10 protein-coding genes are annotated in these 14,538 nt (G+C 43.6%); 3 read left to right on the top strand and 7 right to left on the bottom strand.

Annotation, left to right across the window (positions count from 1 at the left end):
• Positions 1-199 precede the first annotated feature (199 nt).
• Positions 200-1,612: an SAM-dependent methyltransferase gene (locus NE536_RS16075; RefSeq protein ID WP_261273309.1), complete on the bottom strand. Its 1,413-nt coding sequence runs from the start codon at positions 1,610-1,612 to the stop codon at positions 200-202.
• 164 nt (positions 1,613-1,776) lie between these two features.
• On the opposite strand from NE536_RS16075, the gene NE536_RS16070 reads away from it, so the two are divergent.
• Positions 1,777-2,010, top strand: a complete 234-nt coding sequence (locus tag NE536_RS16070; protein WP_261273308.1) for a DUF1289 domain-containing protein — start codon at positions 1,777-1,779, stop codon at positions 2,008-2,010.
• A 55-nt stretch (positions 2,011-2,065) separates the two neighbouring features.
• Here the strand turns inward: NE536_RS16070 and NE536_RS16065 are convergent, their stop codons facing one another.
• The 3 genes from NE536_RS16065 to NE536_RS16055 all read right to left on the bottom strand — a co-directional run bounded on the left by NE536_RS16065 (position 2,066) and on the right by NE536_RS16055 (position 5,549).
• Entirely contained in the window at positions 2,066-2,428 is a 363-nt protein-coding gene (locus NE536_RS16065) for a YajD family HNH nuclease (protein ID WP_006081075.1), read from the bottom strand.
• Positions 2,429-2,593: 165 nt separating this feature from the next.
• A complete protein-coding gene (locus NE536_RS16060) occupies positions 2,594-4,570 on the bottom strand; it encodes a BCCT family transporter (protein WP_006085322.1) in 1,977 nt (658 codons plus the stop codon).
• 397 nt (positions 4,571-4,967) lie between these two features.
• Positions 4,968-5,549 carry a DUF502 domain-containing protein gene (locus NE536_RS16055; RefSeq protein WP_012088779.1) on the bottom strand — a complete coding sequence of 194 codons (582 nt, stop codon included), beginning with the start codon at positions 5,547-5,549 and terminating at the stop codon, positions 4,968-4,970.
• A 187-nt stretch (positions 5,550-5,736) separates the two neighbouring features.
• Here NE536_RS16055 and NE536_RS16050 point away from each other — a divergent pair, with 187 nt between their 5' ends.
• Positions 5,737-6,132, top strand: a complete 396-nt coding sequence (locus tag NE536_RS16050; RefSeq protein ID WP_012588070.1) for a VOC family protein — start codon at positions 5,737-5,739, stop codon at positions 6,130-6,132.
• Positions 6,133-6,806: 674 nt separating this feature from the next.
• Here NE536_RS16050 and NE536_RS16045 read toward each other — a convergent pair.
• Both NE536_RS16045 and NE536_RS16040 read right to left on the bottom strand, forming a co-directional pair.
• Positions 6,807-8,300: a hypothetical protein gene (locus NE536_RS16045; protein WP_261273307.1), complete on the bottom strand. Its 1,494-nt coding sequence runs from the start codon at positions 8,298-8,300 to the stop codon at positions 6,807-6,809.
• Positions 8,297-13,276 (bottom strand): AAA domain-containing protein, encoded by a 4,980-nt coding sequence (locus NE536_RS16040; protein WP_261273306.1) that lies wholly within the window; start codon positions 13,274-13,276, stop codon positions 8,297-8,299. Before NE536_RS16040 ends, NE536_RS16045 begins: the two co-directional genes overlap by 4 nt.
• Before the next feature lie 134 nt (positions 13,277-13,410).
• Here NE536_RS16040 and NE536_RS16035 point away from each other — a divergent pair, with 134 nt between their 5' ends.
• Positions 13,411-13,791: a DUF819 family protein gene (locus NE536_RS16035; protein ID WP_261273305.1), complete on the top strand. Its 381-nt coding sequence runs from the start codon at positions 13,411-13,413 to the stop codon at positions 13,789-13,791.
• Positions 13,792-14,157: 366 nt separating this feature from the next.
• Here NE536_RS16035 and NE536_RS16030 read toward each other — a convergent pair.
• Positions 14,158-14,538, bottom strand: a 381-nt coding sequence (locus NE536_RS16030; protein WP_261273304.1) for a DDE-type integrase/transposase/recombinase, incomplete at its 5' end; no start/stop codon positions are given.

Here is a 14,538-nt window from a genome sequence, read left to right as displayed (position 1 = left end):
GTTATTCGTCATTAATGCGACATTTGAACAAGAAAAGCCCGATGATTCAATAAAAAACCATCTTCAGTGTAAGACTTGTCTCACAGCGCAGGTTCCAAACACGACGGCCCTGAATTCACTATCACTAAACTTAAATGCGCTAATATAGAAATACTTCATAAAAAACATCACAGTACAGCATATTTTCAGACACTCAAAATTATACTGACATTTTTTGCGCTAAAATCAGCGAATTTCTTGGTGTGACGCTGTTTGCACAAAATTCACCCACGCAAACACCATATCCTTGTTCCTGCAAAAAACAAGCGCGATCTAAGATTAACCATTGCTCGAGTACGCTACGAAACAAATGCGCCACTAAATCGATGCGGCGAGTTAATTGTTGTCTTTGTCGCCCTATCTCAAGCCAAGCCTCAAAATCCTTGTTTTTGGCTAAATTAACCGCCTTAATCTCGGCCGCCCACAGGCAAAAATCAATAAAACTGCCGCTCAACTGACTCTGCTTTAACGAGGGCAAAGGTAAATATGCGTCGATTTGTCGACATTGACGTTGCAGTGCATCAAAGCCTAAGCGCCACGCGATTTCTTGATGGCGCAGCGCCTGCTGTTTGGGATTGGCGATCACGCTCTGCTGCAGCGGTAACTGTAAATCATGGCGACTGAGTTTTAGGCTGCTCTGCTGAGCAAGATTGGATAACGGCTGATAATGGCTCGCTTGAATTAAATGATAACAACAGGGAGAAATCGCCAGCGCCTGAGTGCCCGCCTCGGCCGCCAGCGTTAACAGCCGAACATGCAAATCACCGCAGGCATGCAATGCAACCGCTTGCTGCCTTGCGATTAACGGATTGGCTTTTGCGGCGTGTTGAGCTGGTGCTTCAACTGTAGTAATGGATGTGGTTATAGATGTCGTTGTAGATGTGTTTGTCGCAGCATGTTCTGCACCAATAGCAAAGGCATCGGCACAAATAAAGGTTTGTGACAACTGCCACTTATCGGCAAAGGCCTGTCCTGCTTCACATAATGGCGCTTGCCATTCTAAGCTCACCACTTCGGCGCCGCGGGCTTTAGCAATCAAGCGGCCCAAATGCCCTTTACCCGCACACCATTCCAGCACAGGTAAATTAAGCTGGGGTAAATGCTGCACAAAGGCGGTAATTTGCTGCCATTTACGGCCTTTGATGTGCGCACTGAAATGCGCCTCATCGTCAAAGGACAAGCCGCCTTGCTGCGCTGCGGTGCTATCCGCAAGCGACGGTTCAGCCACGCCAGCCTTATCATTAACTGTCTTATCATTAAAAACCGTGCGTTCGGCAATGGATGCGGTGAGCAATGACAAGTCCCAATCTTGGCCTAATGCCTTAAGATCGTGGTTTAATGCCGGTGACAATGCCTTGACCAGCAAAGATTGCTCGGCGTCGAGTCCATCAAGCTCATCGTCAGCCAGCGCCCACACAGCTTCGGCCAACTGCGGAAAATCCTGTGCCCAAGGTAAAGCGTTCACTTCAAATGCACGCACTTGCCACAGGGCTACACTCTGTTCAAGCAACTGATTAGGTTCGCTAAATTTCTGTGAGTAAGTGAGTTGTTGCTGCAGATTATCTTGGTTCACGTCATGCCCAGTGTAAAAAATACTTGTCTCACCTTAGGCCAAGGGAATGCGCCCTAAAGATGACTTTATGCGAAAAAATGTTAGTATCGCGGCCTTTAAACACTCAACCATATCGTTAACTGAGAAGACTCGGTTAACTAACCATAAGGCTCCAAAGGACACCTATGCTTTCACCTTGCGTCGCACGCTGCGGTTTAAATGACGAAGACTACTGCATGGGCTGCTTTCGACATATCGATGAAATCGTCAGTTGGCGCACGAGTAGCGAAGCGCAACAGGTGGCCATTTGTCAGCAACTCCCCGCCCGTAAAGCTTTATTTGAAGGCAGTGAAAATCAGCATATTTTAAGCCGTGATAAATGGTTAGCTGCCGAGGCGCGTTTAACCGACAAGGACTAAACCCGTCCGCTAACGCTACCCTCTGCACAATCTTATCCAGCTAAAGCCAGCAAGACTATTTTTTCAGCATTGATTTCAAGTCAGCAAAGGGATTGTAGGTCGCCGCCGCTTGCTTGGTTTCTGTGGTGCTGCCGTAGCGGATCAGTTCTTCGAAACGAGAATGTTCGTTGTCGTGGCAATACAGGCACAATAACTCCCAGTTTGAACCGTCTGACGGGTTGTTATCGTGGTTATGATCGCGATGATGCACTGTCAGTTCACTTAAGTTTTTCGGGGTAAACTCGCGGGTACAGCGGCCACACACCCAAGGATAAAGTTTTAACGCCTGCTCACGGTAACCGCCCTCACGCTTAGCTTTGTACTCCCGCGCATCGGCTAATACTTTGTCTAACTTACTCTGGCCTGGCACTGACGACATAGTGTAATCCCTAAAACAAACCCTAAAAAAATTGCCCCAAGGATAATCCGAGTTATCACTTGGGGCAATATATCCCGCACTTTACGGGTTAATGGTGCGCAATTTGTAGACGTAAATGGCTAAGCCGACCTAGGTTACAGGCTTAGCTAACTTAGCTTACGTTACTTAGCTTATGTGGGCATGATCGGCATTCGACAGATGCAAGTAGTGTAAGTATTTTTCATACTGAGTCACCACATCCGCGAGGATTTGCTCTTCGGTATATCCCATCACATCGTAATGCTGACCACCTTGTTCTAAATACACTTCGGCGCGGTAATACAAGGTATTACCCTGCTCGATTTCAGTCCCTATCGGGTTAGTGATTTCGAAACAACGGGTGCGTACTCCGTAAACAAAGGGCAAGTTCACCTCGTTGCTAATCACCAAACGTACGCGGCCATCTAAGTATTCGAGATCGGCCACTATACCTTTGGTCATAAAGTGTTGACACACCTTAGATAAAGCGGGCGTCGCGACATTATTCAAGAACACTTGCGCTTCTTCATGGGTGGGATGCGAGACGAGCACCCCAATGCGTTCTTCCCAGCTCATGTTGGTTTTGGCGTACTGCACACTGGTATTGTGTAATTGCACGCTGTTGATCTTAAGCCAGTCATTCTTCAGGGCTTTAAATAATCCCAGACACATGAATAACATCACCACAAGGAACGGCATGGCACTGGCGATAGCCGCAGTTTGCAGCGCCTGTAAACCACCGGCTAACAACAATACCGAGGCCACAACCCCTTGCAACAGTGCCCAGAAGATCCTCTGCCATACGGGCGCATTGTTATCGCCGCCCGAGGTCAGATTATCAATCACTAAGGATCCCGAATCCGACGAGGTCACAAAGAAGGTCACGACTAAACAAATCGCAATCCCTGAGAGTAAGGTCGGGAACGGCATGTGCTCGAAAAACACAAACAAGGCCACTGACACATCGGTATTCACCGCTTCAGCAAGGTAGGTCGCGCCTTGATTCATAATCGAATCAATCGCCGAATTACCAAACACTGTCATCCACAGGAAGGTCAGCGCCGATGGCACAAATAACACACCAATCAAAAACTCACGGATGGTACGACCGCGACTCACACGCGCAATAAAGGTACCGACAAAAGGTGACCAAGAAATCCACCAGCCCCAATAGAGCAAGGTCCAGCCGCCGAGCCAATCTTCCTTATGTTGATAGGCGTACAAGTTAAAGGTTTTACCAACCAAATCACTTAAGTAACTGCCGGTGTTTTGCACAAAGGCCTGCAACAGCATGACTGTAGGGCCCAAGATCAAGACGATAAGCAATAAGATAATCGCGAGGCCAAGATTGAGTTCGCTTAAGCGTTTGACGCCTTTGTCGAGGCCAGAAAACACCGACAGCGTCGCGAGCAAGGTAATGCCGATGATCAAGCACACTTGCACTACAGCATTATTAGGTAAACCTTCAAATAGATAACTCAGACCCGAGTTAACCTGTAACACCCCAAAGCCCAGTGATGTCGCCACCCCAAACATAGTGCCGAGCACGGCAAAGGTATCGACAATATGGCCAATAGGACCATAAATGCGTTCACCAATTAAGGGATAAAGAGCGCTTCGTGGCAGTAGCGGTAACTTATGACGATAGGAGAAGTAGGCCAGACTCAATGCCACTACGGCATAAATCGCCCAAGCATGCAGTCCCCAATGGAAGAAAGTAATCTTCATCGCCTCTTTTGCGGCGGCGAGACTCTCAGGTGTAGCATCTGGCGGCGCCAGATAGTGCATCACAGGTTCGGCAACCCCAAAGAACATCAGGCCAATACCCATACCTGCCGAAAACAACATGGCAATCCAGCTTTTATAACTGTAATCCGGCACAGAATGATCTGGCCCGAGTTTGATATCGCCGAAGCGACTGACCATGACGAAGATGATAAAAATCAGGAAAAACGCCACGCTCAGAATGTAAAGCCAACCGGCTTTCACTTCTATCCATGACTGTATTGATCTAAAAACGGTGTTAGCCTCTGTGGGCCATACTGCACAAATCATCACCATCAAGATGATGAAAAAGACCGACGAATAAAATACCGGCGGATTAATACTCGACTTGATCGACATTGACTCTCCCTATTTCTAGCGGGTTCACTCTCCAAATATCTCAGCGCACCAACGGAGAGATAGAACAAAACTTATACTCAAAATATGTTTAATGCTGCGGGGCTCATCTATGACCAGTATGGGCTCAATCCCACAGATCAATGCAACGACTCGCTATGGCTAAACGTGACAGGATCTGAAAAACGGGATTAACAACACACGACTTTGACAGTCGATGATTGATGGATAAAAAGCGTGAACACCACTAAGGCAGTCAAAGCATGCCTTTAGCATAAAACAAATTTATAATTAGAATATTCAGCACAAAAAATGGCGACCATGTTGGTCGCCAAAAAATTATACCACAAAAATCATCAAATTTAATTTTAAACGCTAAAACGCTTAAACCAACATCCGATTACTGAGACGGTGTCTGCGAAATGCCAGCGGTTAAATTAAAGCGCATCGCCTCTTCAAACGACCAGTCGACCATGATTAAATCGTCCCGTTTGATCAAGCTCGTCACGCCCGCCATTTGGTAACTCAATTGGAACAACACAGGCACCCAATCACCCTCAGGCAACGCATCTAACAAAGGCTGCGGCGGCGTATCTGTCATGATAAATCCCACCACAAAACTGCCATTCGCCTGCTTCACTAACACTGTCTTTTGGCTGGTCGGCTTGCCATCACGATTCATCAAAGAGGCAATATCACGGATACTGCCATAAACCGACTTAAACAATGGGAAACGCATCAACTGGCGCTCAAGCCAACCATAAAGCCACACAATCGGGCTGACTGAAAACAACAGTCCCACCGCAAAAACTAATGCCACCACCAGCATAAAACCGGCGCCGACAAAGTGTTGGTTAATCCCTACCAACTCTAAAATCACAATTCCTAAACCATCTAACGATACAAACAACGACCAAAACAGCCACAAACTCAAGGCCATAGGTAATAGATTCATCAAGCCGCGGGCTAAGGTTTTCTTCATCACACTCTCATTCGGTCATAGGGATATAGTAGGCACAAAATATTTACGCAAAAAAACGCCACAAATGCTACCACAGAGTCACTTTTGCACCAGCACATGATGTAAGGTATCTGACTCTTATTCGTCTCCAGTGTAGAGATAGCGTTCAAAATCAGAGCCCACTCTGAGCCATTCTAAGGAAAGTAAAATGCGCGTAACCCGCTTAGATCATTTGGTCTTAACCGTAAAAGACATCGCCGTCAGCGTCGAATTTTATCAAGCCGTGCTCGGGATGAAAAAAGTGGTATTTGGCAATCAGCGTATTGCGTTAAGTTTTGGCGACCAAAAGATTAATCTGCACCAAGCGGGCGCCGAATTTGAACCTAAGGCCGCGGCAGCCAAGCCCGGCAGTGCCGATCTGTGTTTTGTGGTCAGCCATAACATAGAAGAAGTGATCGCGCATTTAAACGCTCTTCAGATTGAAATCATTGAAGGCCCAGTGCTACGAACCGGCGCTACAGGCAGGATAAACTCAGTCTATATCCGCGACCCAGATTGCAACCTGCTTGAGTTATCAGAATACCTGCCCGCCTGCACTGGGTAAGCGAATTGGGGTAAAGGTAAGCGAAGTTAGGAAAGAGTAATCGGTCAGTTCTGCGAGCACGCTGCAGCCAGAACTGCAGCGGCCGTTATACTGGTTCACTATCGTTTGCGACAAGACTCTCGACAGTTAGATGGCATTCATTGTCATTGTTTCTCCAATTGACTCGCCGCCCTTTCATTTAAGAAAGTATCCCTATAGGCTCAACGACGACATTAATGTCGTCAAGGGTCACTGTAGCAACAATGCCAATCCTCACGACCCCTCTAGCTGTTTGTACTGGTCAGCTAAACTACTATTGCCCCAAAGCAAGATAACTTTATCGTCAGTTGTGCAGCATGAATTGTCATTGTTTCCCCAGTGACTCGCCACCCCTTTATTTAACAAGAAGTATCCCTGAGGGCTCGACGACGGCATCCATGCCGCCAACGGTCACAGTTGCAACAATGCCAATCTTAACTAACACTTCTGCTGTTCGTTTAGCTAAAAAGCTATTGCCCCATTCATAGCCACAGTTCTAGGGCGTGTGATCAGCTACTATGGGTTAATTGACCAAATTTTAGTAATGATACATAGTCTCCACTATTACTGGATCAGATCAACAAGTGGTTTTACGCTAAATATAAAAATTCTATACGGAGGTCAGTTACCATCAATAGTGGTAGCTGACCTATGTCTCACCGGTTTAAACTCAGAATAGCTCTAGTTGATTTGCGAGATATTTTATTATTTAGCCAATTTTGAGGTAGTAAATCTTGTGTCACTATATTTGACTTATTATCTCCATTATTTCCCCAAGTAATTTTTAGTTTATTCAAATCACTAAGTCTAGATTTGAATAACAGTTCTATCTGGTTAATGCGTTCAATCTCTCGAGTCATGTAGCCAATAGGAACGCTAATTCCACTATCTGAGTTTGGCTGTCCATGGTACTGGACAAGAGCAAAAATGCCTGGAATTACAAATAGCTCGACCCTATCGAGATGGAGAGGATCCGATAAGCCATATGGGAATATGTTTTTTAAATTTTTTGGGGCGTCCCAATTATTTCCATGGTGAATTAGTGAAATTTTTGCGTTGATGTCATTTTGTTCAAGAATATTTTTTAGATCTTGAACAAATCGATCTATATCATCCGAATTCGCCCCCCAAAAAGGAACGTTGCTTGGCATCCATAATGCTTTGAGATCAATATCATCTGTTAGTTCTCGAAGCGTGTTACGAATCCATATCAGGGCCTCACGACGATTTTCCAATAAATAGAGGGGGCCAAATACACCTCTAGTATCAGATGAACCATAGCCAGTTTTACTATTATCTCTAGCCGTCATCCACGCGGAATAGTCAACCCGGTAACCATCAACGAAATTTTTGAGTACAGAGTCGTTCACCAAACGGCAATAAGTTTCTGCGTTGGTACCCTTTTCTTCAATAATATTGCTACCAAGAAAATCTGCGATATGAGATTCCAACTCGCTACTTAGAGGGCGGTTTTGGCTAGAGCCAAGCCGTTCTAATGATCTAACCCATTGTTTAGGCTCTCCCTTAGTAGGCATGTAGTTGAACTCAATATCAACAGGTAATAAGAGAACTTCACTAGCGGTACAGCCCATCACTTTGTAAAGTTGGGTACGTTGGCGTTCATATTCATTATGGCGAGTTACTTCAAGATAACTTCTAAATTGTCGGCTGAATTCCTCAATTATTTTATCTACTCCTATGTCTTTCGAAGAGTTTGGCATAGGGAGTTCAGGTAAACCATACATTAATCGGCTAAGCTTTTGTTCTTTACGTACCGTTAAAGCGAATGAGTCTAGTACTACGTGTTCTGTTTGTTCAGTGTATCGTACCAGCATGGGAACGCCGTCTTTTTGGCTCGTTAGTAGTGGACTAGGAACCAGATAGCCTTGTTGATCCATTGATGCTAGACGTTTGTCAGCTAATGATTCTAACAATTCTTCTTCTTCTCGTTCAGATAGGCCAAAAAATTCACGTATCTCCGCTGGAGACAATCGTTCAAAGAGAATCAGCAATCTGCAAGCAAATAGTTCAATGGCGGGCATTGGCTTTTCTTCCGTCCATGCCACGTTCATAATATATTTCCGCGCAGGTATCAAAATGCTTATTCGATTTCCAATACGAGGTTTAACTTCTATAGAACTTGAGTTCATGCTGATATGACTTCCTTGTTGGATTCAAGAGACGTAATAATTTGATAATTGCGATGCCCCTGCATTGTTTGTTTTGATATGAATTCATAAACACTACCCAATGCTGAATCATTGTGTTCTCTACGCCACATGCGGCTAGCGCCCAGAATAACTAAGCGCTCCTGAGCCCTAGAAATGGCAACGTTAATTCGAGAGGTGTCTCTCAAAAATCCCTGCAATGTATTAGGGTTATCTCGTACCAAACTAAGGATAATAATTTTATTTTCTTGCCCTTGGTATGAATCAACAGTGTCAATTCTTATTAAATTACGTAATGGACCCATCCATTCAGCTTGATTAAGTTGTGTTTCAATCTCATTCTTTTGTGCTCTATACATTGTAATGATGCCAATTGGATGTGGTTGTTCATTCGTGACAGTTTTTTGAAGATCTTCAACAGATTCTGCATCGACTAGAGCTCGCAACAATTGTACGAGTACATCAATTTCATACTGATTTGTATAACCAGGCTCGGCCTCTGTTTCGCCTTCATCTGAAGTTGTGTCAATCCAGCTAACACCTTTATTCCATGGGAATGGCAACTCGTCATACCAAGCTTTAGCCGGCCCTCGACCAGTATATAGTTTTCCAATTTCATCAGCGTAAAAACATGCTGAGACCAGATCTCCAATGGGTTCAATCATACGATATTGAGTATCTAGAGTAACCCCCCCACATGCTTTGAAAGCTCTCTCAAAGTCAGATTCCAAGAAAGCCTCTTGGCTTATTTCAAGCTGCTTACTTGCATGTTTTATGTGCCCATTTTGGTAAAACGGTGGTAACTGTTTGTGATCGCCAACTAATAAGACTCGTTTAGCACTTTGTAACGCAACCATTAATTCACTAGCTTGTGCTCGGCCGGCTTCATCAACAATAACCCAATCAAACTGAGTTTGATCCAGTTCCAAACTACGACGTCCTACTCCTACTAGGGTACCGCAGGCCAACTGTTTGGTTTTTAGCATAAATCGATCATAACCAGCTTCCCCTGAACGAAGAACGTCGAGCCAATCTTGACTTAAAGATAACAAACTGTGCAGTCGCTCAACCTTAGCAGGGTTATTTACTCCATGGCTTTGAGCTAATAGCTGCAACAGTTTATCCAATAGAGACTCACTTTCTGTTGGTAACTCACCAAGAGCACTTTCAAATTGATTACGAACTATTGTTTCGATAGTTTCTAAAGTTTGGTCTTTGCGGTGCATTAACTCAGTTAACTGATCAGTATTACGATCATTAGACTTGCCGCCCGTTAATAGTAATTCTGAATATTGGCGCTGGTACTGTCTAAGTTGTACAAGTAGAGGCGCTAAAGTGCGGTGGAGTCGGGTAGCATCTTGAATTAACTCATGTGGTAGCTGCAGTCTCTTAGATAATGCGCAGATTCGTAGATCGTATTCTCGATGAAACTTGTGACGGATTTTTTGCTGTAATGCTCTGGTGTGGGTAGGCAGCATACGATCATCGATTAAGGATTCACTGCCAATACGGATGGTATCTAATTCTAAGCCCTTATCAGAGCATAGTTCACGAGCCTTAATTGCAACATTATCCACAGCTGAGTGTTGTTGACCTACGAGCAAAATGTTATTTGCACCAGCATGTTCAAAAAGATAATGAATAAACTTGCTAACGAAAGTCGTTTTACCAGTACCTGGAGGTCCTTGTAGGACTCCAACAGGGCCTTGGCCAACTAAAAACTGGAATGCTTCTAGCTGTTTATTATTTGTTTCTTGACCCGGGACATCATACAAATCTCTCAAGGCCATAACGGTTGGCCTTTCAGACATTTCCTTAAGATCAGGCTTATGGCGACTATCGAAATAGTCCACTAAATTGGGAATGACTGATTTTTTAGAAATCACTCGGTTTAAAGCCTTCAGACGCAGTTCTCTTGAGGATTTACTTCGAATAGACTCTAGTTGAAGTATTCTTCCTGACACAAACTGCCTAGATGCCCAATTATTCACTGGCTGGACAGCTATATAACTGGCCGTAGTTTCGTTAATTAGTATTTCACCAAGCTTTTCATCAGAATTTGATTGATAGATATAATAGGTATCTTCAATATCAATTTGTAGATCACGCCCGTCAAGACATGAGTACGGGTACATTGGATGTCCGCTATCGCTTATTTTTTCCTCTGCACCAAATTCAATTTGAAAAGATTGTCGAAGTTGGCCTTCTGTTTTAGCCAATGATTCCCATAAGTTAATAGGGGATAGCTCTTGGCGTTCTTCTTCGGTTAAGGGTTCATCTGAAGCTTCGTTGGAAAGATTGAATTGTTCAATAATGGCATCAATCACGGCTTCGGTATCAAGAATTTTGTCAACTAAATCACATCGCTCATTTAACTTGCCATTGTTCAGGACGATTGGTTGAGATAGTCGCGCTACAGACCGCTGTTGAGCGCTAACAACATCACTAAGTGGGATTGAACTTGTGTATCGAACCCAAGTAATCTTACGTTTTATAACGTCTAGGTTCACTTTTAGAGAGGCGCTGCTACCAGTAAAGAAACATTCTAGCTCTTTTTCTGTGTCATTCTCGTTATTTCGTCCTTTGCTCCATTTGAAATTGAAATAGTAGCCGCCATCAATCGGTTCAAATAATGTAGGCGTTTTAGGGAAGTTGGCATCTCCCCAACTTAACAATATCGACTCTTCTGTAGATTTATTTTCTGTTATTTCAATTGGTGTTGTTAATATAGCGTCACTTTGTAGCGCATTCAGTAGTGGCGCTAGAGCAACTGGTATTTTGTTCTCATTATCTCGAGCTCGAATTAGTTCGTCTCGCACTGATTCTGGCAGTTCTTCTTCAAATAATTCTTCAACTATCTTAAAGATGGCGAATCGATCACGGCCATAAGCGTCAGTAACAGAGGGGTTGGCTGGGCCATACTCTGTGTTATATGCTTCCGTTTCGCTACCGTAGTCAAGCGCATCCAAAAGAACGACTTGTTCTGCATTAGAGTCTTTTAGCAGAATATTTTCAGGATGCAGGTCGCCATGAGAAAATCGCTTCTCATGGAAGTTCATTACACTAGTAACTAGGTTGATGGCTAATTCACGTTTTTCTTCTTGAGATAAGGTCAAATCAATTAAATAATTTGACCATGTTTCACCTTCAATATACTCGGTAACGATAAATAAACCCTGAGAGTTCATTAAACCAAAATCCAAAAGTTTTGGCGTTGGTAATGTAGTCTCTTGAAACATCTCTAGACGTTTAAGAAATTGAAGAATACGTCGATTTGAACCTATCTTTTCTGGAGAAATTTGTACATTGCCCCATAGTTTTACCAATATTTCTTGATTGTCTTTCTTAGCAACAAATGCTTTTTTATCGCTTGTCGTTGCAAGGGCTTGTAAAGCATCGTTGAGCTTTTCTGGAGGAGGAGGGAATGCTTGTAATATTAGGTAAGGGTTAAGCTCTTCGCGCCTATGCGGACTATGCCTTAACTGTTCATAGATCTGCTGTGATTCTTTATCCTCAGAGATGCTCGTTCCTGTGAGAATGTTGAACTCTACTAACATGGTGTGAGCCCCTTCATAGCGCTCAATTGCATCCCAAGATAGTGCTTTTTCAAACCACGGGGTTAAGCTGCCATCGAAAGGGTCATTTTTGGGAGCTGTCCATTCTGGAACGCCGTTAACTTGTTGGAGTTGTTGATTAAAACAGATCTGATATGCGACAGATGCTAAAAGAAAAACATCTAAGCGAAAAGCATCAATGAGTTCGCCGTCACACATAACGTCTTCGGGAAGCGAAATCGATGAACTTTGTAATAATTTACGATGATCGGAAACTGTACCGGTTTCAGGAAAGAATGCAGCTCCAAAGCCAGAAGCCAAAATGCTATGATGGTTTTTTGCGTACCAAAGGTTATGTGGATCAATATCTCTATGAGCAATTTTTAAGGCATGCAAATCACCAAAAGGAGCGAGGAGCGCTCTTACACGATCAATTCGCTGCTCCTTTGACCAAGATGCAGAATCACAAGATATCACTTCATCCAGTCGCTCTGTATTTCGAGGTAACTCATACAACTCACAGAAATCTTCGGTGACATCATCAACAGAAACATCGTTTACATACCTGAGAAGATAATCACGCATAGTGCTATTATCTCGGATAAATTTTCCAATTCTATTTTCCCGAAGTGCAATATTTGACCAAGTAGATTGTAATGCGTTTAACGTTCCTAATTGACTGAAGTCCCAGCGCCGAATTAATCCTTTTGAGGCAGGCATTGTTCTATCTTGGGCTGAGAACTCCCTGTAGATAGAGTTTCTGTGGGCAAACCATGGTTTATCCGTAATTACCTGAAAATTACCAACAACCAACTCCTTTTTTTTAATCTTAGGTCCTTCAAAAAAATTGTAGATAATTGGTAAGGCGTTAGGCGAGTTTGGTCGAGGACATCCTCTCGTATTAAAGAAGTGGTTTAGATTCTTATTTGCTACAAGGGCCTCATATTTATCAGTAGCTCGTATAGCCAGAAATTCTTCGAGCGTGTGGACGAAGAGTCGTTCAGCCTGAGGGAGATTATCCGGAGTTGCATTACCACAGAGTACAACATGAGCTTCAACTGTCAGCCAATAACCTAGTTTGTGTGCCAGTTCTCTATCAAGTAGCTTTTGCAAGCGTAGAGCATGTTCGCGCTTGATCGCAAAAGGGCTTTTTCCACGATTTTGGCCATTTTGGATCCACATACCGTTATCATACTGAATTACACCATTCCATTCTTTTAGCTCAACTAGAAGTAGACGGTCATGGGTAATAATAAGACAATCAATCTCCATTGGACCTTGAGAATCCGAAGCCACAAGCCCCGCAAATCCATGCCAGCTTTTTTGAAATTCTAATTCCATTTTATGAATAGCCTTGAGCTCGCTTGCGTGAAGCCCTGCTCCCCCTACCTTTCTAACTTCCATGGCTAGTTGTCCCTTGTCAGAGTTTTATAAATTTTTTTGTTTATATCATAAATTTACTTAGTTTAGTTATTAAAAGTCTCACAGGGTTATTCCAAAAATGTGACATTAAACCCATTGTCCATCATGGATTAAAAATGGATATACGGTTGTTGCTATCTTTGCCATGGTTTTTCATGGTTGGTTTAATTTGGTTGTTGTTCCATATTGTGTTGTTAGTGGCTACTAGTTGTCTGAAGTTGCCCTTTAGTTATCTTGCAATTGCTAGCCAATGTAACTTTGGTGGTGTCGCATCAGCGCCCGTGGTTGAAAGTGCTTACAACAAAGCATTAATACCACTTGCTGTTTTAATCACAGTTTTGGCTATTATGCATGAGCGAACTTTGTTGCACGGGCGTGTGCTTAGTGGTTGCAGCGATTATAAAGTAATCATTTTTTCATCCATTTGTCTCAGGTTTATTTTCATGCTGGTTAACAAAGCCATTTGTCCAAAGACAAATCACCGCCAGCTTCATTGAAGCTAAAAAGTAGGTTTCCATATTTTTGATAATTCGAAATGCCGAAATTAGAGTAAAAATACTAACTCGGAAATATCCCAAAGCGTGCCCGGTATCTCCTTCAAAACCGCAGGTTACGTGAATGCACGAAAGGTGAGTCATGATGATTAGCGAGACGACCGTCCGCACCATGGGCGGGGTGGTCGAGCATCCACGGACGGACTTGAACAACATCCTCTTTAACGGCCAGTTCGCCATCTGATAGGCAGGACGCCTGAATGTCGTGCAATGCAGGGATGCATGAGAACGACCATGGCTCTCGTTCATAAGCTCAGAAACCCTAGGTTTCTATTCACCGCGTCGGTGAGTAAATGCCATGATATATGGTCAACTAAATTTGGCCACAGCTTTAGAATCTTCCCAAAATCTTCGCTCTGATTCATTTGGGCTCAATCCTGCATTGTAATGATGTGGCCTGACTTCACAGTAATAACCAATGATGTAATCAGTCACATCTTGTTTAGCTTCGCTAAAACTCTTGTAGCCTTGGGTCGGGATCCATTCCGTTTTTAAACTCCTGAAAAATCGCTCCATTGGCGCATTATCCCAGCAGTTACCGCGACGGCTCATGCTCTGGGTGATTTGATATTTCCACAGCCGTTGACGGTATTTCAGGCTGGTATAATGGCAGCCTTGATCGGAGTGGAATATCAGGTTTTTAGGCTTCCCTCGTGATTCAAATGCCATTTCTAACGCCTTCACCGTTAA

It is taken from the genome of Shewanella septentrionalis, assembly GCF_025370265.1.
Classification (GTDB): domain Bacteria; phylum Pseudomonadota; class Gammaproteobacteria; order Enterobacterales; family Shewanellaceae; genus Shewanella; species Shewanella hafniensis.
This window is presented reverse-complemented; position numbering and strand designations above follow the sequence as displayed.